At 68.8% G+C, this 22,596-nt stretch carries 25 protein-coding genes, 1 tRNA gene and 1 riboswitch; of the genes, 17 read left to right on the top strand and 9 right to left on the bottom strand.

Annotated elements, in window-relative coordinates:
• Window positions 1–42: 42 nt before the first annotated feature.
• Both ABZ930_RS23375 and ABZ930_RS23370 read left to right on the top strand, forming a co-directional pair.
• Window positions 43–2,388 carry an immune inhibitor A domain-containing protein gene (locus tag ABZ930_RS23375; RefSeq protein WP_361550759.1) on the top strand — a complete coding sequence of 782 codons (2,346 nt, stop codon included), beginning with the start codon at window positions 43–45 and terminating at the stop codon, window positions 2,386–2,388.
• A 134-nt stretch (window positions 2,389–2,522) separates the two neighbouring features.
• Window positions 2,523–2,852 (top strand): hypothetical protein, encoded by a 330-nt coding sequence (locus ABZ930_RS23370; RefSeq protein WP_361550756.1) that lies wholly within the window; start codon window positions 2,523–2,525, stop codon window positions 2,850–2,852.
• 110 nt (window positions 2,853–2,962) lie between these two features.
• On the opposite strand, the gene ABZ930_RS23365 is transcribed toward ABZ930_RS23370, so the two are convergent.
• Window positions 2,963–3,553 carry an isochorismatase family protein gene (locus ABZ930_RS23365; protein ID WP_361550753.1) on the bottom strand — a complete coding sequence of 197 codons (591 nt, stop codon included), beginning with the start codon at window positions 3,551–3,553 and terminating at the stop codon, window positions 2,963–2,965.
• Window positions 3,554–3,652: 99 nt separating this feature from the next.
• Window positions 3,653–4,981 carry a nicotinate phosphoribosyltransferase gene (locus tag ABZ930_RS23360; RefSeq protein WP_361550750.1) on the bottom strand — a complete coding sequence of 443 codons (1,329 nt, stop codon included), beginning with the start codon at window positions 4,979–4,981 and terminating at the stop codon, window positions 3,653–3,655.
• A gap of 80 nt (window positions 4,982–5,061) precedes the next feature.
• Here ABZ930_RS23360 and clpS point away from each other — a divergent pair, with 80 nt between their 5' ends.
• From clpS to ABZ930_RS23325, 7 genes are all read left to right on the top strand, one after another.
• Window positions 5,062–5,379 (top strand): ATP-dependent Clp protease adapter ClpS, encoded by a 318-nt coding sequence (clpS, locus tag ABZ930_RS23355; protein WP_361550747.1) that lies wholly within the window; start codon window positions 5,062–5,064, stop codon window positions 5,377–5,379.
• The gene (locus tag ABZ930_RS23350) at window positions 5,380–5,979 is read left to right on the top strand and encodes a DUF2017 domain-containing protein (protein ID WP_361550744.1); all 600 of its coding nucleotides are present in this window, start codon (window positions 5,380–5,382) and stop codon (window positions 5,977–5,979) included.
• A 317-nt stretch (window positions 5,980–6,296) separates the two neighbouring features.
• Window positions 6,297–7,754, top strand: coding sequence for an amino acid permease (locus ABZ930_RS23345; protein WP_361550742.1), 1,458 nt, complete (start codon window positions 6,297–6,299; stop codon window positions 7,752–7,754).
• A gap of 70 nt (window positions 7,755–7,824) precedes the next feature.
• The gene (locus ABZ930_RS23340) at window positions 7,825–8,241 is read left to right on the top strand and encodes a M67 family metallopeptidase (RefSeq protein WP_361550739.1); all 417 of its coding nucleotides are present in this window, start codon (window positions 7,825–7,827) and stop codon (window positions 8,239–8,241) included.
• Window positions 8,242–8,343: 102 nt separating this feature from the next.
• A complete protein-coding gene (locus tag ABZ930_RS23335) occupies window positions 8,344–8,445 on the top strand; it encodes a putative leader peptide (protein ID WP_351453853.1) in 102 nt (33 codons plus the stop codon).
• 91 nt (window positions 8,446–8,536) lie between these two features.
• Window positions 8,537–8,815 (top strand): MoaD/ThiS family protein, encoded by a 279-nt coding sequence (locus ABZ930_RS23330; RefSeq protein WP_361550735.1) that lies wholly within the window; start codon window positions 8,537–8,539, stop codon window positions 8,813–8,815.
• A 20-nt stretch (window positions 8,816–8,835) separates the two neighbouring features.
• The gene (locus ABZ930_RS23325) at window positions 8,836–9,786 is read left to right on the top strand and encodes a cysteine synthase (RefSeq protein WP_361550732.1); all 951 of its coding nucleotides are present in this window, start codon (window positions 8,836–8,838) and stop codon (window positions 9,784–9,786) included.
• 172 nt (window positions 9,787–9,958) lie between these two features.
• Here ABZ930_RS23325 and ABZ930_RS23320 read toward each other — a convergent pair whose 3' ends face one another.
• On the bottom strand, window positions 9,959–10,393 hold the full coding sequence (locus tag ABZ930_RS23320) for a type II toxin-antitoxin system PemK/MazF family toxin (RefSeq protein WP_361550729.1): 435 nt from the start codon (window positions 10,391–10,393) through the stop codon (window positions 9,959–9,961).
• Window positions 10,394–10,598: 205 nt separating this feature from the next.
• Here ABZ930_RS23320 and ABZ930_RS23315 point away from each other — a divergent pair, with 205 nt between their 5' ends.
• On the top strand, window positions 10,599–11,351 hold the full coding sequence (locus tag ABZ930_RS23315; RefSeq protein WP_361550726.1) for an MBL fold metallo-hydrolase: 753 nt from the start codon (window positions 10,599–10,601) through the stop codon (window positions 11,349–11,351).
• Window positions 11,352–11,455: 104 nt separating this feature from the next.
• Here the strand turns inward: ABZ930_RS23315 and ABZ930_RS23310 are convergent, their stop codons facing one another.
• Window positions 11,456–12,712 carry a PTS transporter subunit EIIC gene (locus tag ABZ930_RS23310; RefSeq protein ID WP_361550723.1) on the bottom strand — a complete coding sequence of 419 codons (1,257 nt, stop codon included), beginning with the start codon at window positions 12,710–12,712 and terminating at the stop codon, window positions 11,456–11,458.
• Between the two features lie 238 nt (window positions 12,713–12,950).
• Entirely contained in the window at window positions 12,951–14,237 is a 1,287-nt protein-coding gene (locus tag ABZ930_RS23305; RefSeq protein ID WP_361550720.1) for a PTS transporter subunit EIIC, read from the bottom strand.
• Between the two features lie 208 nt (window positions 14,238–14,445).
• Here ABZ930_RS23305 and ABZ930_RS23300 point away from each other — a divergent pair, with 208 nt between their 5' ends.
• The 4 genes from ABZ930_RS23300 (at window position 14,446) to rdgB (ending at window position 16,634) form a co-directional block, all read left to right on the top strand.
• Window positions 14,446–14,679: a PTS glucose/sucrose transporter subunit IIB gene (locus tag ABZ930_RS23300; protein ID WP_100593980.1), complete on the top strand. Its 234-nt coding sequence runs from the start codon at window positions 14,446–14,448 to the stop codon at window positions 14,677–14,679.
• Window positions 14,680–14,757: 78 nt separating this feature from the next.
• Window positions 14,758–15,495 carry a ribonuclease PH gene (rph, locus tag ABZ930_RS23295; RefSeq protein WP_361550717.1) on the top strand — a complete coding sequence of 246 codons (738 nt, stop codon included), beginning with the start codon at window positions 14,758–14,760 and terminating at the stop codon, window positions 15,493–15,495.
• A 118-nt stretch (window positions 15,496–15,613) separates the two neighbouring features.
• Window positions 15,614–16,006 carry a hypothetical protein gene (locus ABZ930_RS23290; protein WP_361550714.1) on the top strand — a complete coding sequence of 131 codons (393 nt, stop codon included), beginning with the start codon at window positions 15,614–15,616 and terminating at the stop codon, window positions 16,004–16,006.
• 22 nt (window positions 16,007–16,028) lie between these two features.
• On the top strand, window positions 16,029–16,634 hold the full coding sequence (gene rdgB, locus ABZ930_RS23285; RefSeq protein WP_361550711.1) for an RdgB/HAM1 family non-canonical purine NTP pyrophosphatase: 606 nt from the start codon (window positions 16,029–16,031) through the stop codon (window positions 16,632–16,634).
• A 48-nt stretch (window positions 16,635–16,682) separates the two neighbouring features.
• Here the strand turns inward: rdgB and ABZ930_RS23280 are convergent.
• From ABZ930_RS23280 to bcp, 3 genes are all read right to left on the bottom strand, one after another.
• Window positions 16,683–16,767, bottom strand: a tRNA-Leu gene (locus tag ABZ930_RS23280).
• Between the two features lie 171 nt (window positions 16,768–16,938).
• A complete protein-coding gene (gene proP, locus ABZ930_RS23275; RefSeq protein WP_361550709.1) occupies window positions 16,939–18,441 on the bottom strand; it encodes a glycine betaine/L-proline transporter ProP in 1,503 nt (500 codons plus the stop codon).
• Between the two features lie 126 nt (window positions 18,442–18,567).
• On the bottom strand, window positions 18,568–19,035 hold the full coding sequence (bcp, locus tag ABZ930_RS23270; RefSeq protein ID WP_361550706.1) for a thioredoxin-dependent thiol peroxidase: 468 nt from the start codon (window positions 19,033–19,035) through the stop codon (window positions 18,568–18,570).
• A 143-nt stretch (window positions 19,036–19,178) separates the two neighbouring features.
• On the opposite strand from bcp, the gene ABZ930_RS23265 reads away from it, so the two are divergent.
• The 3 genes from ABZ930_RS23265 to sugE all read left to right on the top strand — a co-directional run bounded on the left by ABZ930_RS23265 (window position 19,179) and on the right by sugE (window position 20,365).
• Complete coding sequence (locus ABZ930_RS23265) at window positions 19,179–19,514, top strand: DUF3618 domain-containing protein (protein ID WP_361550703.1); 336 nt, start codon at window positions 19,179–19,181, stop codon at window positions 19,512–19,514.
• A 43-nt stretch (window positions 19,515–19,557) separates the two neighbouring features.
• Window positions 19,558–19,899 (top strand): co-chaperone GroES, encoded by a 342-nt coding sequence (locus ABZ930_RS23260; protein ID WP_361550700.1) that lies wholly within the window; start codon window positions 19,558–19,560, stop codon window positions 19,897–19,899.
• Window positions 19,900–19,941: 42 nt separating this feature from the next.
• Window positions 19,942–20,012, top strand: a riboswitch (guanidine-III (ykkC-III) riboswitch).
• Window positions 20,013–20,044: 32 nt separating this feature from the next.
• Complete coding sequence (gene sugE, locus ABZ930_RS23255; protein ID WP_361550697.1) at window positions 20,045–20,365, top strand: quaternary ammonium compound efflux SMR transporter SugE; 321 nt, start codon at window positions 20,045–20,047, stop codon at window positions 20,363–20,365.
• On the opposite strand, the gene ABZ930_RS23250 is transcribed toward sugE, so the two are convergent.
• A complete protein-coding gene (locus tag ABZ930_RS23250) occupies window positions 20,310–22,568 on the bottom strand; it encodes a transglycosylase domain-containing protein (RefSeq protein ID WP_361550694.1) in 2,259 nt (752 codons plus the stop codon). The two genes, sugE and ABZ930_RS23250, sit on opposite strands and share 56 nt — an antisense overlap.
• Window positions 22,569–22,596 lie beyond the last annotated feature (28 nt).

Genomic DNA, 22,596 nt, shown 5'->3' with positions numbered 1-22,596 from the left:
TGTGATGCGTGGCTTTCCGCCACGGAGGAGGGAAACACCCAAGTGACCACGAAGAGACGGGCGTTGAGATCCGCCGCCGTGCTCGTGACCCTGGCCGCCACCGCGGCCACCGGCTCCATAGCGGCGACCACCGCGCAGGCCGACAGCCCGGCCGCGCCGCCGAGCGGCTCGCACGGCGACAGCTACCAGGGCAAGGGCCATGTCATCGACGGCCCGTTCAGCCGGCAGCAGGCCGAGCAGCGGCAGACCGCCCTGGAGCAGGTGATCAAGGGCAGCTCGAAGGTCCAGGAGAAGAACGGCTCCAAGGTCGTCAAGCTGGGCAAGGACAAGTACGTCGAGCTGGGCCGTGAGCGCACCGACCAGATCTTCACGATCCTGGTCGAGTTCGGCGACAAGGTCGACAGCAAGTACGGCGGCGACGCCGGCCCGCTGCACAACGAGATCGCCGCGCCGGACCGCAGCAAGGACAACAGCACGGCCTGGCAGTCGGACTACAACAAGGACCACTTCCAGAACCTGTACTTCGGTTCGGGCAAGGGTGTCGACTCCCTCAAGACGTACTACGAGAAGACCTCCTCGGGCCGCTACTCGGTCGACGGCGAGGTCTCCGACTGGGTCAAGGTCGACTACAACGAGGCCCGGTACGGCTCCAACTTCTGCGGTGCCTCCAACTGCCCGACCGTCGAGGACCTGGTCCGCGACGGCGTGAACGCGTGGGTCGCGCAGCAGAAGGCGGCCGGCAAGTCGGACGCCGACATCAAGGCCGACCTCGCCAAGTACGACCAGTGGGACCGTACGGACCACGACAACGACGGCAACTTCAACGAGCCCGACGGCTACATCGACCACTTCCAGATCGTGCACGCCGGCGAGGACGAGTCCGCGGGCGGCGGCGTCCAGGGCGAGGACGCGCTGTGGGCGCACCGCGGTTACGCCTACAGCCGCGACGACGGCGACACCGGCCCCTCCGGCTTCAAGGCGGGCGGCACCCCGGTCGGCGACACCGGCATCTGGGTCGGCGACTACACGATGCAGCCGGAGAACGGCGGACTCGGCGTCTTCGCCCACGAGTACGGCCACGACCTGGGCCTGCCCGACCTGTACGACACCACGTACATCGGCGAGAACTCGGTCGGCTTCTGGTCGCTGATGTCGGCCGGTTCCTGGCTCGGCACCGGCAAGGAAGCCATCGGCGACATGCCGGGCGACATGACCGCCTGGGACAAGCTGCAACTGGGCTGGCTCAACTATGACAAGGCCAAGGCCGCCACCAACTCGGTGCACAAGCTGGGTGTTTCGGAGTACAACACCAAGCTGAAGCAGGCCCTGGTCGTCGAACTGCCCAAGAAGAACGTCACCACGAACATCGTGCAGCCCGCGCAGGGCGGCAAGCAGTGGTGGTCGGACTACGGCGACGACCTCGACAACACCCTCTCGCGCACGGTCGACCTGACCGGCAAGACGTCCGGCTCGCTCGAACTCGACGGCTGGTACGACATCGAGAAGGACTACGACTACCTGTACACGCAGGTGTCCACCGACTCGGGCGCGAGCTGGAAGACGATCGACGGCACCGCCGACGGCCAGGCCATCCCGCGCGACGGCGGCGACAAGCCGGCCCTGACCGGCACCAACGGCAAGTTCCAGCACCTGGTCTTCCCGCTGGACGCCTACGCGGGCCAGAAGATCGATGTCCGCTTCCGCTACAAGACCGACGGCGGCGTGGCCCAGATGGGCTTCGCGTTCGACAACCTCGCGGTCAAGGCCGACGGCGCGACCCTGTTCGCCGACGACGCCGAGTCCGAGCAGGCGGGCTGGACCGCGAACGGCTTCTCGCGCGTCGGCGCGTCCGTCAGCGGCGACTTCCCGCAGTTCTACATCGCCGAGAACCGTCAGTACGAGTCGTACGACAAGACCCTCAAGGTCGGCCCGTACAACTTCGGCTGGCGCGACGGCGGCGACAAGCAGAACTGGGTCGAGCACTACCAGTACCGTCCCGGCCTGGTCATCTGGCAGTGGGACACCTCGCAGCGCAACAACAACGTCGGGCAGCACCCGGGCGAGGGCCTGATCCTGCCGGTCGACGCGCACGCGAAGCCGATGAAGTGGGCGGACGGCAAGCTGATCTCCAACAAGATCACCCCGTACGACGCCGCCTTCGGCTGGTACCCGGTCCCGGGCATGACCCTGCACAAGCTGGGCGTCGCGACCAAGATCAAGGCGCAGCTCGGCACCCCGGTCTTCGACGACCGCAAGGGCACCTACTGGTACGCGGAGAACCCGACCGGCAGTGTCAAGACAACTGACACCAACACCCGGATAACTGTCCTGAACCAGCCCCTGGACGGCTCCTCGATCACGGTCGCGGTGGGCCGCTCCACCCGGTGATCTTGTAAACGCGCAGGTCAAAGACGTATCGGCCGCGACTTTGCTAGCGAGGGCTAGCGGGTCGCGGCCGATCGTGTTTAGGTGCGTCCTGTGAGTTCCTTATTGACACGACGTCTCACGGGGGTGTGACAGGTATGTCCGCAGGAGGGTTCTGCAAGCTGCCCGGCGGCAGTGTGGTGGTGGCGCTGACGCTGCCCGCGCCCGGCCCCGGAGAGGGCGCCGTACGCGTCCTGGTCCACGCCGGGAACCGGGCCCGCGCCCTGACCCGCCTGCGCAATCTGGGCCTGCGCGCGGTCTACCTGCGAGGCAACCAGCACCCGCCGACCCCGGACGAGATCACCGCGGTCCTGCACCACCCCGACGGCCTGGTCTGGCGCGAGGCCCCGGACCCGACGGAGGCGGCGCTGTGGAGACCGATACGCACGCTGATGCGCGCCCCCCAATCAAGCCCTTCTGGCGCCTGACGAGCGACGTGTCCGGCAATCAAGCCCCTCCGGCGCCTGACGAGCGACGTGTCCGGCAATCAAGCCCCTCCGGCGATTGAGGAGCGGGGTCCGGGGCGGAGCCCCGGGACCTAAGCCACGACGGGGCTGCCGGTCAACGACACCCCGGCATCCTTCATCTCGGCAAGGGCGGCCTCGGTGGTAGCGGCAGCGACCCCCGCGGTGAGATCGAGCAGCACCTGCGTCCGGAACCCCTCCCGCGCGGCATCCAGCGCGGTGGCCCGCACACAGTGATCGGTGGCGATCCCGACCACGTCCACCTCGGTGATCTCCCGCCGCCGCAGCCAGTCCGCCAGCGGCACCCCGTTCTCGTCCGCGCCCTCGAACCCGCTGTACGCCGCCGCGTACGCCCCCTTGGAGAAGACGGCGTCGATCGCCCCGGACGCGATCACCGGCGCGAAGTTCGGGTGGAACCCCACGCCCTCGGTCCCGGCGACGCAGTGCTTGGGCCACGAGTGCTCGTAGTCCGGGTTGTCCGCGAAGTGGTTCCCGGGCGCGATGTGGTGATCGCGGGTGGCGACGACGTGCTGGTAGCCCCCGCCACCGGCCTGCCCGATGAGATCGGTGATCGCGGCAGCGACATCGGCACCTCCCGCCACCGCGAGGCTGCCGCCCTCGCAGAAGTCGTTCTGCACGTCTACGACGATCAAGGCGCGGCGCATGGGCGGTTTCCTTAGCGAGATGGTGTGACCGTGAGGCTACGAGCGTAGAAGGTTCAAGTGGCTTGCGGGAGAGGGCAATTGGGGCACTGGCCCGGGTGTCTAGAGGTATTCCGTCGGGATCACGGCCTCGCCCCGCGAGAGCTGCGTGGCCGACAGCGGCAGCCCGTCGCGCACGGCGATGTGCCGCTCGCGCACGGTGTCGAGGGGCTCACGGGCCACGACCTCGCCGCCCCGGACCAGCTCGACGAGGAGCTGGCGGTCGGCGAGCTCGGCCGGCACCGGGCCGGTGCCCAGCACCTCGGCCTCCGCGATCCCGTTCCGGTCGAGCCGGCGCGCCGCCCACTTGCGGCCGCCGACGGAGGTCTTGCCGCCCGCCGACTTCTTCGCGACCGCCGTCAGCGGCGCCTCGGCGTCGGCGGACTCGGCGCGCGCCACCAGCTTGTAGACCATGGAGCACGTCGGGTGCCCCGAGCCGGTCACCAGCTGGGTGCCGACGCCGTACGCGTCCACGGGCGCCGCCGCGAGCGAGGCGATGGCGTACTCGTCGAGGTCGGAGGTCACCACGATCTTGGTGTCCTTCGCGCCCAGCTCGTCGAGCTGCTCGCGCACCCGGTGCGCGACGAGCAGCAGGTCGCCGGAGTCGATCCGGACGGCGCCCAGCTTCGGCCCCGCGATCTCGACGGCCGTCTTCACGGCCTCCTGCACGTCGTACGTGTCCACGAGGAGCGTCGTGCCCTCGCCGAGGGAGTCGATCTGGGCCCGGAAGGCGTCCCGCTCGGTGTCGTGCAGCAGGGTGAACGCGTGGGCGCTCGTGCCGACCGTCGGGATCCCGTACCGGAATCCGGCCGCGAGGTCCGAGGTCGTCGCGAAACCGCCCACGTAGGCGGCGCGCGAGGCGGCGACGGCGGCCAGCTCGTGGGTGCGCCGGGCGCCCATCTCGATCAGCGGCCGGTCCCCGGCGGCCGAGGACATCCGGGAGGCGGCCGCGGCGATCGCCGAGTCGTGGTTGAGGATCGAGAGGATCACCGTCTCCAGCAGCACGCACTCGGCGAAGGAGCCCTCGACGCGCAGCACGGGGGAGCCGGGGAAGTAGACCTCGCCCTCGGGGTAGCCCCAGATGTCCCCGGAGAAGCGGTAGTCCGCGAGCCAGGCGAGCGTCGGCTCGTCCACCACGTTCCGCTCGCGCAGGAAGTTCAGGACGCCCGCGTCGAACCGGAAGTTCTCCACGGCGTCCAGGACGCGCCCGGTGCCCGCGACGACGCCGTAGCGGCGGCCCTCGGGCAGCCGGCGGGTGAAGACCTCGAAGACCGAACGCCGGTCGGCCGTGCCCCCGTGGAGGGCGGCCTGCAGCATGGTCAGCTCGTAGTGGTCGGTGAAGAGCGCTGTCGACGGAACATCCACCGGCAGGCCAAGGTCCGCTGTGTTCATGACGATGATGCTACCCCGAATTAGCGTCAAGGTGACGATTTCTGGGTCCGTTTGTGCGATGGCCCCCTCCTGGTGGCAGCATGGGCCGTGTGACGGCTCCAGCACCCCTTGAGATCGAAAGCCCCGAGACGACGGAGGATCTCTCCGTGGTCCCCGAGCCGGACGTCCCCTGGATCACGCTCGTCCACAACGATCCGGTCAACCTCATGAGCTACGTGACGTATGTCTTCCAGTCGTACTTCGGGTACTCCAAGGACAAGGCCACCAAGCTGATGCTGGACGTCCACAACAAGGGGCGCGCGGTCGTCTCCTCGGGCAGCCGCGAGGAGATGGAGCGGGACGTCCAGGCCATGCACGGCTACGGCCTGTGGGCCACGCTGCAACAGGATCGGAAGTAAATGCCCGGGCACTTCGAACCGGTCCCCGGCGGCGGCGCGGCCGTCGCCCTCGACGACGTCGAGATCTCCATCATCCGCTCGCTGGCCGTCCAGCTCCTGGAGCTGATCGGCCCCGGCCCCGGCGAGGTGTCCGACGACCCGCTCGCCGAGCTGTTCGCCGAGGGGCCCAGCGAGCCGCCGGCCGACCCGGTGCTCCACCGCCTATTCCCGGACGCGTACGGCGGCCCCGGCGCGCCCGAGGACCGGGCCTCGCAGGCCGAACTCCAGGAGCACTCCTCGGAGTTCCGCCGCTTCACCGAGAACGACCTGCGGGCCGGCAAGCGCGACGACGCCCTGGCCGTGGTCCGCTCCCTCGACGGGCTCGCCCCGGCCGGTGACAGCGGCGCGGTCCTGAAGCTCACCCCGGACGAGTCGGTCCGCTGGATGCGTGCGCTCAACGACCTGCGCCTGGCGATCGGCACCCGTCTCGACATCACCGACGAGGAGGACACCGACCTCCTCTACCGTCTCCCCGACGAGGACCCGCGCAAGCCGATGGTGATGGCGTACCTGTGGCTCGGCGGCCTCCAGGAGACGCTCGTCGAGACCCTGCTCCCGTGAGCCGGGCGTTCGCTCAGCGGACGCTCAAATCCGGATAACGATCAGGTCACCGCCCCTGCCTGCCTAGGGCGCGCCAGGGGCAGTTTGACCGCTTTTTCCTGTGCCGTACGTCACAGTCGGCAGAGTCGATCACCGTGAACGGCGTGATAAATCTTCACGACCGCCCGGCGGACGCCACCCCTGTCCGCGGGGGCGCCCTTACCGGCCGAACCCGGTAGGCAACAGCTCCATCCGTCCAGGGCCCCACGCCCGAAGGATCGTCACAGTCGATCCGAGCCCCCCACGGCACGGATCGGCATGGAGAAAGGCGCATCACCATGACCTCAGCGCAGGTCGAGCAGCACGGCAAGGACTCTGCCGGCAATGAGGCCGTGCGGGACGACGGGACGTCCCCCGAGTCCGGCGAGGGCTACCAGCGGGGCCTCGGCTCCCGCCAGATCCAGATGATCGCCATCGGCGGCGCCATCGGGACCGGCCTCTTCCTCGGCGCGGGCAAGGGCATCTCCAAGGCGGGCCCCAGCCTGATCCTGGCGTACGCCATCGCGGGCGTCGTCATCTTCTTCATCATGCGCGCGCTCGGCGAGCTCCTCATGTACCGCCCGGTCTCCGGCTCGTTCTCGGAGTACGCGCGCGAGTTCATCGGCCCCTTCGCGGGCTTCGTCACCGGCTGGACGTACTGGCTGTTCTGGGTCATCACCGGCATGACCGAGGTGACGGCCGCGGCCGTCTACATGACGTTCTGGTGGGACATCCCGCAATGGCTGTCCGCACTCGTCTTCACCGTCATCCTCTACGGCGCCAACCTGATCTCCGTGAAGCTCTTCGGCGAGCTGGAGTTCTGGTTCTCCACGGTCAAGGTCACCGCCATCATCGGCATGATCCTGATCTGCGCCGGCATCCTCACCATCGGCTTCTCCGACGTCGGTGACACCGCGTCCGTCACGCACCTGTGGGACCTCGGCGGCTTCTTCGCCGGCGAGAACGGCATCGGCTCGACGCTGATGACCCTCCAGATGGTGATGTTCGCGTTCCTCGCGGTCGAGCTCGTCGGCGTCACCGCGGGCGAGGCCAAGGACGCCAAGACCGTCCTGCCGAAGGCCATCAACACCGTGCCGTGGCGCATCGCCGTCTTCTACGTCGGCGCCCTGATCATGATCCTCTCGGTCGTGCCGTGGACGTCCTTCAAGGCAGGCGAGAGCCCGTTCGTGCACGCCTTCGACGAGATGGGCCTGGGCATCGGCGCCGCCATCGTCAACTTCGTCGTGCTGACCGCCGCGCTGTCCTCCTGCAACTCGGGCATGTACTCCACCGGCCGCATGCTGCGCGACCTCGCGCAGAACGGCCAGGGCCCGCGCCTGTTCACGAAGCTGAGCAAGAACGGTCTGCCGGTCGTCGGCACCACGTTCTCCGCCGCGATGATGCTGGTCGGCGTCTGGATCAACTACCAGTGGCCGGGCGAGGCGTTCAACTACGTCGTCTCCTTCGCCACCATCTCCGGCATGTGGGCCTGGATCGTCATCCTGATCGCCCAGATCCGCTACCGCCTCAAGTCCGACCGCGGCGAGCTGCCCAAGTCCTCGTTCCGCGCCCCGGGCGGCATCTGGGCGAGCATCCTCTCGCTGGCCTTCATCGCGCTGGTCATCGTCACGATGGGCATGGACAAGGACAACCGCGTCGCCCTGTACGGCGCACCGGTCTGGGGCGCGATCCTCGCGGTCGCCTACCTGGTGCTCAAGGCGCGCAAGCCCGAGGGCGCCACGACCCCGAGCGCCTAGTCGTCTCACCAGCCGGGCTGTCACGTATCGCACACCGATACGTGACAGCCCGCCTGCTTATGCTGACGGCATGCTGAAAATCTCCCAGACGCTGTACGACCAGATCGTGGAGCACAGCCGCAAGGACCACCCCGACGAGGCCTGCGGAGTCGTGGCGGGACCGGTCGGAGAGGGCCGCCCCGAGCGCTTCATCCCGATGCTCAACGCCGCCCGCTCGCCCACGTTCTACGAGTTCGACTCCACGGACCTGCTCAAGCTCTACCGCGAGATGGACGACCGCGACGAGGAGCCGGTGATCATCTACCACTCGCACACGGCGACGGAGGCCCACCCCTCCCGTACGGACATCTCCTACGCCAACGAGCCGGGCGCCCACTACGTCCTCGTCTCCACCGCCGACACCGACGACGCGGGCCCCTTCCAGTTCCGCTCGTTCCGCATCGTCGACGGCACCGTGACCGAGGAAGAGGTCGAGGTCACAGCCTGATCCGGCCCTGTTCGCCCCCTCGGTCTCGGTCCGCGGACGATTTTCGACCGCATCGTGAGATCACACTCCTGGGCCCGGGCCGGGAATCGATACGATGAGCCCATGGTTTTCCACGACGTGAGCGAAAAGACGCCGGGCACCCTGCTCGTGGCGCGGCTGCACGTCGACCTGTGCCGCCTCGCCAGCGCCATCTGTCCGCGCTGAGCCGCACCGCCGTACATCCGGACGTCCGCCTGTACGGAAGCGCCCACGCGCGCTCTCCCACTCGACTTACCGTTCCTGACAGGAGCCCAGCATGGCCATCGAGGTCCGCATCCCGACCATCCTCCGCACCTACACCGACGGCGCCAAGGCCGTCGAGGCGAGCGGGGACACCCTGGCCCAGCTCTTCGCCGACCTGGACACCCGGCATGCGGGCATCGCCGACCGCATCGTGGACAACGGTCAGCTGCGCCGCTTCGTGAACGTGTACCTGAACGACGAGGACGTCCGCTTCCTCGACGGCATCGACACCAAGGTCGCCGACGGCGACAACATCACCATCCTGCCGGCCGTCGCCGGCGGGATGCGCTGAGCACGGGAACGTAGCAACCCATGCGCTACGACAGCCCGTTGGCCGCGGTGGGCAACACCCCTCTGGTGCGCCTGCCGCGGCTCAGCCCGTCCGACGACGTACGGATCTGGGCGAAGCTGGAAGACCGCAACCCGACCGGCTCGGTCAAGGACCGCCCCGCGCTCCACATGATCGAGCAGGCCGAGAAGGACGGCCGGATCAAGCCCGGGGACACCATCCTCGAGCCCACCTCCGGCAACACCGGCATCTCGCTGGCGATGGCGGCCCGCCTCAAGGGCTACCGCATCGTCTGCGTCATGCCGGAGAACACCTCGCAGGAGCGGCGCGACCTGCTCGCCATGTGGGGCGCCGAGATCATCCCCTCGCCGGCCGCGGGCGGCTCCAACACCGCCGTCCGCATCGCCAAGGAGCTGGCCGAGCAGCACCCCGAGTGGGTGATGCTCTACCAGTACGGCAACCCGGACAACGCGGGCGCGCACTACGCGACGACCGGCCCGGAGATCTACGCCGACCTGCCCTCCGTCACCCACTTCGTCGCCGGGCTCGGCACCACCGGGACGCTCATGGGCGTCGGCCGCTATCTGCGCGAGCAGAAGCCGGACATCAAGATCGTCGCGGCCGAGCCGCGCTACGACGACCTGGTGTACGGCCTGCGGAACCTGGACGAGGGCTTCGTCCCCGAGCTGTACGACGCCTCCGTCCTGACCACGCGCTTCTCGGTGGGGTCCGCCGACGCCGTGACGCGGACGCGGGAGCTGTTGCAGCAGGAGGGCATCTTCGCCGGGGTCTCCACGGGGGCCGCGCTGCACGCCGCGATCGGGGTCGGCAAGAAGGCCGTGAAGGCCGGGGAGTCCGCCGACATCGTGTTCGTCGTCGCCGACGGCGGCTGGAAGTACCTGTCGACCGGCGTCTACACCGCCCCGACCACGGAGGCCGCCATCGAGGTCCTCCACGGCCAGCTCTGGGCCTGACCGACTGCTCTCATCACCGGCTGCGGCGCCGTCGTGGCTGGTCGCGCAGTTCCCCGCGCCCCTGAGGCGAGCTCCGCTCGCCCAGGGGAAGGCTGCGCGCAGCGCATGCCTTCAGGGGCGCGGGGAACTGCGCGAGAAGCCCCACCGGGCCGCGGTCGGCGACGAGACCCCGTCACCACCCCAGACGCCGCACCTGATCCCACAGCACCGGGTCGACAACCCCCGCCCGCCGCCGGAAATCCCGCACAGGAACCTCCCGCAGCTCATCGGTCTCCAGGAAGCTGGCGCGCCCCCGCGCATCCCCCACGGCCCCCGGCGGCAACGGAATCACCCCGGGCCGCTCCCCGTGATACCGACTGGTGATCTTCGCGACGAGCACCGTCCGCCCCCGCGGATCGAGAACGAGGCACGGCCGGTCCTTACCGCCGGGCCCGTCCTCGTAGGGCACCAGCGCCCACCAGATCTCCCCGGCCGCGGGCCCACCCGCCACCCGCCCGCGCCGGGCCCCCCGCCGCACACGCGTGCCCCGCCCCCACCCGTCGACGAGCGTCGCGACGAGGGCGAGCAGAACGACGGCCGCGAGCGCCAGCCACCATGACGTGTCCATACGGAGACGGTACCGGCGGGGCGCACGGGGCGCGCTGCCGGATCACCCCGTGCACGAGCGCCCCCCGAACCGGTGACACAGCAGGTGAGTTCGCCCACAACAGCCGGTGACGGAGGAGCCACCCGCGCTTTTGCGCCTTACGCTCGAAAGAATCCACAGGTTCCACCCCCGCATTCCGACCGCCAGCGCGGAGGTTCCAGCTCCTATGAAGCTCACCGTCGTCGGCTGCTCAGGGTCGTTCCCGTCCGCGGAATCGGCCTGCTCGAGCTACCTCGTAGAGGCCGACGGCTTCCGGCTGCTCCTCGACATGGGCAATGGCGCCCTGGGCGAGCTGCAGCGCCACATCGGTCTGTACGACCTGGACGCGATCTTCCTCAGCCATCTGCACGCCGACCACTGCATCGACATGTGCGCCTACTTCGTCGTGCGCTACTACCGCCACGACGGCGGCCGTTGCGCCCCGATGCCGGTCTACGGACCCGAGGGCACCGAGCAGCGCCTGACCACCGCGCACGCCGACACCCCCTCGGCCTCCGCCTTCAGCGAGGTCTTCGACTTCCACACCGTGAAGCCGGGCTCGTACGACATCGGGCCGTTCTCCGTCCGGATGGAGAAGGTCTGCCACCCGGTCGAGTCGTACGCCATCCGCATCGAGCACGGCGGCCGCTCCCTGACGTACTCGGGGGACACCGGCCCGTGCGAGGCGCTGGACGAACTGGCCGCGGACAGCGACCTGTTCCTGTGCGAGGCCGCGTTCACGCACGGCAAGGAGAACATCCCGGCCCTGCATCTCAACGGCGTGGAGGCGGGCGAGGCCGCGCAGCGCGCCGGAGCGCGCAGGCTGGTCCTCACCCACATCCCGCCGTGGACCGACCCGCAGGTGAACCTGGCGGACGCGCGCGGCGTGTACGACGGTCCCGTGGAGCTGGCCGCACCGGGCCGCTCCTACGAGATCTGACCCCGGCCCGGCCCGGCACGGCACGACACGGCGAAGGCCCCGGAACCGCATCGGTTCCGGGGCCTTCGCCGTCGTACGGGGGAGGGGTCACCCGTGAGCGGGGCTCACTTGGTGATGTCCTCGATCTCCTCCTCGGGCTCGCGGCCCGGGGTGGTGAGGTTGAACTTGGTGATCGCGAAGCGGAAGAGCGTGTAGTAGATCGCCGCGAAGACCAGGCCGATCGGGATGATCAGCCAGGGCTTGGTCGCCAGGTTCCAGTTCAGCGCGTAGTCGATGAAGCCCGCGGAGAAGGTGAAGCCCGCGTGGACGCCGAGCGCCCAGGTGATCGCCATCGACAGGGCGGTCAGCACCGCGTGGATCGCGTACAGCAGCGGCGCGATGAACATGAACGAGAACTCGATCGGCTCGGTCACACCGGTGACGAACGAGGTCAGCGCCAGCGAGACCATCATGCCCATCACGGCCTTGCGGCGCTCGGGGCGGGCGGCGTGCGCGATGGCGAGCGCGGCGGCCGGGAGGCCGAACATCATGATCGGGAAGAAGCCCGACATGAACTGGCCGGCGGTCGGGTCGCCCGCGAAGAAGCGGTTGAGGTCGCCGTGCACGACCGCGCCCGTGGCGTCCTTGAAGTCGCCCAGCTGGAACCAGGAGACGGTGTTCACGAACTGGTGCATGCCGACCGGGATCAGCGCGCGGTTGATCAGACCGAACAGACCGGCGCCGACGGCACCGAGACCCGTCATCCACTCGCCGAAGTTGGAGATGCCCTCACCGATCGGCTCCCAGATGAGGCCGAAGAAGACACCCATGACCACGCCGACGAAGGCCATGATGATCGGGACGAGCCGGCGGCCGTTGAAGAAGCCGAGCCAGTCGACCAGCCTGGTGCGGTGGAACTTCTGCCACAGCATCGCGGCCAGCAGACCCATGATGATGCCGCCGAGGACACCCGGGTTGTTGTACGTCGCCGCGACGTCGACGCCCTTGTTCGCCGTCGTGTTGACGACGGCGTCGGTGACCGGGAACGCCTTCAGCACATTGCTGTAGACGAGGAACCCGACGAGGGCGGCGAGCGCGGTGGAGCCGTCGGCCTTCTTCGCGAAGCCGATGGCCACGCCTATGCAGAACAGCATGGGCAGGTTGTCGAAGACGGCGCTGCCCGCGGTCGCGAAGACGGCGGCGACCTTGTGCCAGCCGAGTCCGTCGTCGCCGAACACGTCGGGCTGCCCGAGACGGAGCAGGATGCCGGCGGCCGGCAGCACCGCGATCGGCAGCTGCAGGCTGCGGCCCACCTTCTGAAGGCCCTGGAACAGGCCGGAGCCCCGCTTCTTTGCGGGTGCCGCCGTGGCGGTGCTGCTCATGAATTCCTCCATGTGCTGGGGTGCTGCCGGGGACGGTAAGGAAGAAAAACGGGGGTGGGCAGCAGCCAGATGGTCTACACCACCTCAGTGGTGTAGACCTGTTGTAGCACGGTGAAGGTGAGATAAGGAACCCGTGTTTTTTGTGGTCTGAAACATATGTGGGGCGTAACCCTCAAACGTGACGAAGGGCCCCCGGACCGATGGTCCGGGGGCCCTTCGCGCGGGGACTGAAGGCTCGTCAGGCCTTGGTGATGTCCTCGACCTCCTCCTCGGGCTCACGGCCCGGGGTCTTCAGGTCGAACTTCGTGATCGCAAAGCGGAAGACCACGTAGTAGACGAGCGCGAAGACCAGGCCGATCGGAATGATGAGCCAGGGCTTGGTCGCCAGGTTCCAGTTGATCAGGTAGTCGATCAGGCCCGCGGAGAAGCTGAAGCCGTCCTTCACCCCGAGCGCCCAGGTCACCGCCATCGACACACCGGTCAGCACCGCGTGCACCGCGTACAGGGCCGGCGCGATGAAGACGAAGGAGTACTCGATCGGCTCGGTGATACCGGTGACGAACGAGGTCAGCGCCAGCGAGAGCATCATGCCGCCGACCGCCTTGCGCCGCTCCGGACGGGCGCAGTGCACCATCGCCAGGCACGCCGCCGGCAGCGCGAACATCATGATCGGGAAGAAGCCCGACTGGTAGATGCCCGCGCTCGGGTCGCCGCTGAGGAACATGTTGATGTCACCGTGCACGGTCGTGCCGTCCGGCTTCGTGTACGAGCCGAACTGGAACCACAGCGGCACGTTCAGGAACTGGTGCAGGCCGATGACCAGCAGCGCGCGGTTGGCGACACCGAAGATGCCGGAGCCGATCGCGCCCAGACCCTCCAGCCAGTTCGAGAAGCTCTCCAGCGCGTCACCGACCGGCGGCCAGATCCACAGGCAGATGACCGCGAAGATGATGCCGATGAACGCCATGATGATCGGCACCAGTCGGCGGCCGTTGAAGAAGCCCAGCCACGAGACCAGCTTCGTACGGTGGAAACGCACCCAGAAGAACGACGCCAGCAGGCCCATGATGATGCCGCCGAACACGCCCGGATTCTGGAACTGGAACGCCGAGACGGTGTTGTCCGCCGCCTGACAGCCGACCGCCACCGCCTTCGCCCCGTCGGCGCAGTCGATCGGGAACTGCCGCAGCACGCCCCGGTAGACGAGGAAGCCGGCCACCGCGGCGAGCGCGGTCGAACCGTCCGCCTTCTTGGCCATGCCGATCGCCACACCGATGCAGAACAGCAGCGGCAGACCGAGGTCCGCGTCGAGCAGGGCGCCGCCCGCACCCGCAAACACCTTGGCCACGTTGGTCCAGCCGAGGCCGTCGTCGCCGAAGACGTCCGGCTGGCCGAGCCGGTTGACGATGCCGGCCGCCGGGAGCACGGCGATGGGCAGCTGAAGGCTGCGCCCCATCTTCTGGAGCCCCTGGAAGAAGGAGCTCCAGGGACTCGGCCGAGGTGCGGCGGCGGCGTTCGTGCTCATGGGCATCCTCCCGGAACACGCCACGGTGGGCGGGCGTTAGATACTCTGTCGACTGGTGTAGACCAGTTGCACCAGCTGTGGCGCGGTCGGTCCACGTGCTCGTCATCATTCGTCACGAGAAGGACAAACGCTCGTGAAGATGGGCCAACCGTGGGTTACCGTGACAAAGCGGCCCAAAGGCGGGCCCGGGACAAACAGGGAGAACGAAATGGCCACCAAGGCTGAGAAGATCGTCGCCGGGCTCGGCGGGCTCGACAACATCGAAGAGGTCGAGGGCTGCATCACCCGCCTGCGCACCGAGGTCATCGACCCGTCCAAGGTCGACGAGGCCGCGCTCAAGGCCGCCGGCGCCCACGGCGTCGTCAAGATGGGCACCGCGATCCAGGTCGTCATCGGCACCGACGCCGACCCGATCGCCGCCGACATCGAAGACATGATGTGAGCGACCCCAGCACCGGCTGAAGGCCCCACCCCTCCTGACGGGGGTGGGGCCTTCGCCGTACCCGATACGCTCGACCCCATGTCTCGCATCGACGGCCGCACCCCCGACCAGCTCCGCCCGATCACCATCGAACGCGGCTGGAGCAAGCACGCAGAAGGCTCCGTCCTCGTCTCCTTCGGCGACACCAAGGTCTTCTGCACCGCCTCCTTCACCGAAGGCGTCCCGCGCTGGCGCAAGGGCAGCGGGGAGGGCTGGGTCACCGGCGAGTACTCGATGCTGCCGCGCGCCACCAACACCCGGGGCGACCGCGAATCCGTCCGCGGCAAGATCGGCGGCCGCACCCACGAGATCAGCCGCCTCATCGGCCGCAGCCTGCGCGCCGTCATCGACTACAAGGCCCTCGGCGAGAACACCATCGTCCTCGACTGCGACGTCCTCCAGGCCGACGGCGGCACCCGCACCGCCGCCATCACCGGCGCCTACGTCGCCCTCGCCGACGCCGTCGCCTGGGGCAAGTCCAAGAAGCTCGTCAAGGCCGGCCGCGAGCCGCTCACCGGCACCGTCTCCGCCGTCTCCGTCGGCATCGTCGGCGGCGTCCCCCTCCTCGACCTCTGCTACGAGGAGGACGTCCGCGCCGACACCGACATGAACGTCGTCTGCACCGGCGACGGCCGCTTCGTCGAGGTCCAGGGCACCGCCGAGGCCGAGCCCTTCGCCCGCGACGAGCTCAACTCCCTGCTCGACCTCGCCGTCTCCGGCTGCGACGAGCTCGCCGCCGCCCAGCGCAAGGCCCTCGACGAAGCCCTCGCCAGGTAAAGAAACCCCCAAGCGCGGCGGCAACCGAACGGCCACCGACTGCGTCACTACGAACGGGTGGACGGCACGCGACATGGCCCGCCGTCCACCCTTTCGTACCTCAGGGGAGGACCGTTCCATGGCCGCGCGCCGTCACCGTCGTACCGCACTCTTCGCCGCCGCAGCGGTACTGATCGCCGTCCCGGCCGCCGTCGGCTGCTCGGCCGTCGACAAGGCGCTCGACTGCGTCCAGACCGCCGACTCCATCGCCGACAGCGTCACCGACCTCCAGCAGGCCGTGGAGAACGCCTCGAACGACCCGGGCCAGACCGACGAGGCCCTCGCCTCCATCGACCGCAACCTCGACTCCATCGGCGACAAGACCGACAACGCCGACGTCTCCAAGGCCGTCGACGACCTCAACAAGGCCGTCGACAACGTCCGTACGTCGATCAGAAACGGCGACGAGACCCCCGACGTCACCCCGGTCACCGACGCCGCAGGCGAGTTGACCAAGGTCTGCACCCCGTGATGCTCCTCGTAGGCTGGGCGGCATGACCCGCCTCATCCTCGCCACCCGCAACAACGGCAAGATCGTCGAACTCCGCGCCATCCTCGCCGACGCCGGCCTGCCCCACGAGCTGGTCGGCGCCGACGCGTACCCGGACGTCCCCGATGTCCGGGAGACCGGCGTCACCTTCGCCGAGAACGCCCTCCTCAAGGCCCACGCCCTCGCCCGGGCCACCGGCCTGCCCGCCGTCGCCGACGACTCGGGCCTCTGCGTCGACGTCCTCGGCGGCGCCCCCGGCATCTTCTCCGCGCGCTGGGCCGGCCGCCACGGCGACGACAAGGCCAACCTCGACCTCCTCCTCGCCCAGCTCGGCGACATCGACTCCGACACCCACCGTGGCGCCCACTTCGCCTGCGCCGCGGCCCTCGCCCTCCCCGACGGCACGGAGCGCGTGGTCGAGGGCCAGCTCCGGGGAGTCCTGCGGCACGCCCCGGCGGGCTCGGGCGGCTTCGGCTACGACCCGATCCTCCAGGTCGAGAACGACACGCGCACCTGCGCGGAGCTCTCGGCGGACGAGAAGAACGCGATCTCCCACCGGGGCAAGGCGTTCCGGGCGCTGGTGCCGGTGGTACGGGAGCTGGTGGGCTGAGACAGGCGGTCAACGGCGAAGGGCGCTCCTGAGGAGCGCCCTTCTTTGTGCGGTCGGAGGGACTCGAACCCTCACGGGATCTCTCCCACGGGCACCTAAAACCCGCGCGTATAGCCTATTTCGCCACGACCGCGATAAAACGGACATTGCGCCTGGTTGGCGTATGCCGTCCCGTCAGTCTACGGCGGTGCCGCTCGCCAGGGGAGCGTGGCTTCTGTCCCGACGCCAAGTCCTGTTCGGCGCGGAGCGGTTCGGGTGCGAGCGGCGTAGGTTCCGGGACGGTGCGTTTTCCTTGCCGAACGGGTCAGAACTTCGGGTCCGGGGTCTGGGCCTCCACGATTTCTACGGCCTCCTCCTCGGTCTCCACCGACGGCGGGGAGCCGGCCAGGGGCTTCTGGGCCGTTTCCTTCATGCAGGCCACCGCGATGACGCCGATGAGGGCCGCGGCCATCGAGTAGTAGGCGGGCATCATGTCCGAGCCGGTCAGGCCGATCAGGGCCGTGATGACCAGCGGGGTCGTGCCGCCGAAGATCGATGCGGAGAGGTTGTAGCCGACCGAGAGGGAGCCGTAGCGGACGTTCGTCGGGAAGAGGGCCGGAAGGGCCGCCGACATCGTGCCGAGCAGGCAGACCAGGGACAGGCCGAGCAGCAGCATGCCGAGCGAGACGGCCCACAGGGCGCCGTTCTGGACCAGGAGGAACGAGGGGATCGACAGGACGAAGAAGCCGAGCATGCCGGTCATGAGGAGGGGCTTGCGGCCGAAGCGGTCGGAGAGCTTGCCGACCTGGCTGATGATGCACATCAGGACGATCATCGTCGCGATGAGGATCAGCAGGCCGTGCGCCTCCGAGTAGCCCATCTCGTCCGACAGGTACGTCGGCATGTAGGACAGCAGCATGTAGTCGGTGATGTTGTACGCGCCGACCAGGCAGATGCACAGGACCAGGGTGGGCCAGTAGTCGCGGAAGATCTTCGCGAGGTCGCCCTTGGCGGTGGTCTCGACGGTGGAGGCCGCGTCGGACGCCTTGTGGGACGAGGCGTCCTCCATCTTCTGGAACGCCGGGGTCTCGTCCAGCTTCAGCCGCAGGTAGAGGCCGACCAGGCCGATCGGGCCCGCGACGAGGAACGGGACGCGCCAGCCCCAGGACTCCATGCCGTCGCTGCCGAGCACGGAGGTGAGGATCGTGACCAGCCCGGCCGCGCCGACGTATCCGGCGAGCGTGCCGAACTCCAGGAAGCTGCCGAAGAAGCCGCGCTTCTTGTCGGGCGCGTACTCGGCGATGAAGGTCGAGGCGCCGCCGTACTCGCCGCCCGTGGAGAAGCCCTGGATCAGGCGGAAGAGGATCAGCAGGACCGGGGCCCAGAAGCCGATCGTGGCGTAGGACGGGATGAGACCGATGGCGAAGGTGCCGATCGCCATCAGGATCATGGTCATCGCCAGGACCTTCTTGCGGCCGATCTTGTCCCCCATCGGGCCGAAGACCATGCCGCCGATCGGCCGTACCAGGAAGGAGACGGCGAAGGTGGCGAAGGAGGAGATCAGCTGGACCGTGTCGTTCCCGGACGGGAAGAAGACATGGCCGATGGTGACGGCGAGGTAGGAGTAGATGCCGAAGTCGAACCACTCCATGGCGTTGCCGAGCGAGGCCGCCTTGACCGCCCGCTTGACCGCCGCCTCGTCGGTGACGGTGATGTCGGTGCGGCGCAGGGGCGGATTCTTGCGCCGTTTGACGGCACGGAAGAGCGCCCGGTGACGCTTGACCGCCTCCGGGTCGGGCGCCTGCCCTTCCTCGGTCTCGGTGGTCATGGGGTGGATCCCTTCTCTGGACATGGAACGTATCCAGGGGATCACTTGCTCACTCGTGGCGCTTGCAAACGAAAGTCCCCGCCCGGGGGGACTTTCGTCACAACATGGGTACCCGGCGAGGTTGGCTCAGATGCCGAGATCCTTGATGATCTTCGCCACGTGGCCGGTCGCCTTGACGTTGTACAGGGCGCGCTCGACCTTGCCCTCCTCGTCCACGACGATCGTGGAACGGATGACTCCGGTGACGACCTTGCCGTAGAGCTTCTTCTCGCCGAAGGCGCCGTAGGCCTCGAGGACCTTCTTGTCGGGGTCGCCGACGAGGGTGACCTTGAGGTTCTCCTTCTCGCGGAACTTGGCGAGCTTCTCCGGCTTGTCGGGGGAGACGCCGATGACGTCGTACCCGGCGCTCGCGAGCACGTCGAGGTTGTCGGTGAAGTCGCAGGCCTGCTTGGTGCAGCCCGGGGTGAGTGCGGCCGGGTAGAAGTAGACGATCGTCTTGCGGCCCTTGTGGTCGGCGAGGGAGACCTCGTTGCCGTCGGCGTCGGGCAGGGTGAAGGCGGGGGCCGTGTCGCCGGGCTGCAGTCGCTCGCTCATGTCGCTCACTCTCTTCGCGGTACGCGGTGGGGGACTCCCGTTGAGCGTAATGGGGGTGCCGAGGGGTAACCGTGGCGGCGAGCTGACAGACTGTCCATCACCACACACACAGCTAGTTACGCAGCGACCACGGAGGCAGCGCGGTGTCGGACACGGATACGCCGGATACGCGGACGCCGGCGCAGATCGAAGCGGACATCAAGCGGCGCCGCGAGACCCTGGCCGAGACGCTCGACGAGCTCGGGGTGCGGGTGCACCCCAAGACGATCGTCGGCGACGCGAAGGCCAAGTTCGCCGCTCAGGTGGATCACACGGTCGGCCGGGCCTATGTCAGTGCCAACCGGCTGGTCTCGGACGTCAAGGGGCAGCTGGTCACGGAGGAGGGCGCGCCGCGCCTGGAGCGGCTGGTGCCCGCCGCGCTGGTCGTCGTCGGCGTGGTCGGGCTGCTCGCGCTGAACACGCGGCGTCGCAAGAGCTGACCCGACCGCACCGCGGGCCGTGCCGGGCAGGTATTTTCGTCGCGTGAGCGAGAAGACCCATGACGACAAGTTGCCCATCCGGATGCTGCACGACCGTGTGCTCGTGCGGCAGGACTCGGCCGAGGGCGAGCGGCGCAGTGGCGGCGGCATCCTGATCCCCGCCACGGCGGCGGTCGGGAAGCGGCTGGCGTGGGCCGAGGTCGTCGCGGTCGGGCAGAACGTGCGGGCGGTGGAGCCGGGTGACCGGGTGCTGTTCGATCCGGAGGACCGGGCGGAGGTCGAGGTGCGCGGTGTCGCGTACGTGCTGATGCGCGAGCGGGACCTGCACGCGGTGGCGGCCGACCGGTTCGAGGGCTCGGAGGACTCGACGGGGCTGTACCTGTAGGACGGGAGAAGGGGCTGGTGACCATCGTCACCAGCCCCTTTTGCGTGCCCTTTGCTACCTTGGTGGGGACCCGACGAGACGCGCCGTACCGGGATCCGCAAAGACGACGCACCCCTGTTGAGAACCACTGACGGAGGTGCCAGTCATGGCCTGGATCCTGATCGTTGTCGCCGGACTTCTCGAGGTCGCCTGGTCGATCGGCATGAAGTACACGGACGGTTTCACCCGGCTCTGGCCGAGCGTGTTCACGGGCGCGGGCATCGTCGCGAGCATGATGCTGCTGTCCTACGCGGCGAAGTCGCTGCCCATCGGTACCGCGTACGGCGTCTGGGTCGGCATCGGCGCCGCGGGCGCGGCCATCGTCGGCATGCTGGTGCTGGGGGAGCCGGCGACGGCCGCGCGGATCTTCTTCATCGGACTGCTGCTCGTGTCGATCGTGGGCCTGAAGGCGACGTCAGGTCATTGAAGACGTTGTCGCCCTCGTCCTGCGGCTGGTCCTCGTCGGGTTCCTCGGTCTGCGGGGCCTCGGGGGACTGCGGTGACTCGACGGTGGGGGAGGCCGGTTCCCCGGTGGGTTCCCCGGACGGCTCGTCGCCGCGGACGGACTCCTCGGACGTGGGGGCGGACGGGGTCACGGGCGTGGAGACGGTCGGGACGGGCGGTTGCTCGGCGCCGTCCTCCAGGTTCAGGTCGAAGTCGGTGGCCGGGGTGCCGGCGAGCGCCGTCCTGGTGAACTGGGCCCAGATCTGTGCCGGGAACCCGCCGCCGTTGACCCGGGGCAGGCCCGCGGCCCCGTAGAGGGAGGTGTGGGCGCCGGTCTGCGGGTCCTGGCCCATGACGGAGACGACGGTGGCGAGGTCCGGGGTGTAGCCCGCGAACCAGGCGGCCGTGTCCTCCTCGGCGGTGCCGGTCTTGCCGGCGGCGGGGCGGCCGGCGGCCTGGGCGGCGGTGCCGGTGCCGGTGTCGACGACGGACCGGAGGACCGAGGTGGTGGTGTCGGCGGCCTCGCGGCTCACGGCCCGCTCGGTGTCCTGTTCGGGCAGCTCGACCTGCTCGCCGTCCTTGGTGACGGAGGCGAGGATCGTGTACGTGCCGTGCCGGCCGTGGTTGGCGAGGGTCGCGTACGCCTCGGTCATGTCGAGGACGCTGGCGGTCGCCGGGCCGAGTGCGATGGACGGGGACGCGGTGAGGTCCGGGGTGGTCTCCGGCAGGCCGAGGTCGACGGCGGTCCGCTTGACCTTGGCGGGGCCGACGTCGACGGCCATCTGGGCGTAGACGGAGTTGACGGACTTGTCGGTGGCGGTGCGTACGGTGATGTCGCCGTAGGAGACGCCGTCCTCGTTCTCGGGGGCGTAGTAGCCGCCGTCCCAGCCCTGTACGGGGCGCTTGTCGGTGCCGTCGTAGTAGGTGTTGGGCGTGATGACGCGGCCGTCCTGCGTCGTCGAGGCGTTCTGCACGGCGGAGGTGAGGACGAACGGCTTGAAGGTGGAGCCGACCTGGTAGTCGCGGCGGGTGGCGTTGTTGACGTACTGCTGGGTGTAGTCGATGCCGCCGTACATGGCGACGACCTTGCCGGTGGCGGGGTCGATGGCGGCGCCGCCGGCCCGGACGTTCTTGTCGACGTCGCGTGCCGAGGTGTCGAGCCGGGACATCAGCTGGTCGTCGACGGCTTCGGCGAAGGCGTCCTGCTTCTTCTTCTGCAGGGTGGTGGTGATGCGGTAGCCGCCGCCGGCGAGGGTGTCCTCGTCGAGGATCTTGTTGCTGGTGATGTAGTCCTTGACGGCCTGCACGATGTAGCCGCGCTGGCCGGACATCCCGGCGGCCCCCTTGGCCTCCTTCGGCATCGGGAACGTCATGTTCCGCCGGTCGGAGGCGCTGAGCCACTTCTGTTTGACCATGCCGTCGAGCACGTAGTTCCAGCGGGCCTCGGCGCTGGACTTGTTCTCCGGGTGCGCGACCACGTCGTAGGCGCTCGGGGCGTTCAGCAGGGCGGCCAGGTACGCGCCTTGAGCGGTCGTCAGGTCGTCGACGTCGACGCCGTAGTAGGCCTGGGCGGCGGCCTGGATGCCGTAGGCGTTGCGGCCGAAGTAGCTGGTGTTGAGGTAGCCGGTGAGGATCTCGTCCTTGGACGCCTCGCGGTCCAGCTTGATGGAGATGAAGAACTCCTTCACCTTGCGGGAGACCGTCTGCTCCTGGCCGAGGTAGTAGTTCTTCACGTACTGCTGCGTGATGGTCGAGCCGGACTGCTTGCCCTTGCCCCGCAGGGTGTTCCAGGCCGCGCGGAGCATCGCCTTGGGATCGACCGCGGACTCGGAGTAGAAGTCCCGGTCCTCGGCGGCGAGGACGGCGTGCTGGACCGGCTTGGGGATCTGGGCGAGCTGGACGTTCTCGCGGTTGACGTCGCCGTCGCGGGCGATCTGCGCGCCGTTCGCGTACAGGTACACGTTGCTCTGCGCGGTCGCCGCGGAGTTCGCGGGCGGGATGTCCACGAGGGCGTAGCCGAGGGCGAACAGGCCGCAGCACAGCGCGATGAAGCCGATGAGCGTGCCGAGCACCATGCGCCAGGTGGGGATCAGTCGCCGCCAGCCCTTGCGCTTGGGGCGCTTGGTCCTGCCCTTCCCCTTGCTCTTGGCGGGGTCCTGCGGGGGCGGCTCGCCGTCGCTGCTCATGTCCTGTGGAACTCCTGATTCGCGTCGT

This window comes from Streptomyces sp. NPDC046716, assembly GCF_040645755.1.
Classification (GTDB): domain Bacteria; phylum Actinomycetota; class Actinomycetes; order Streptomycetales; family Streptomycetaceae; genus Streptomyces.
The sequence above is the reverse complement of the archived record's forward strand: the minus strand, read 5'-3'. Positions and strand labels throughout refer to the sequence as shown.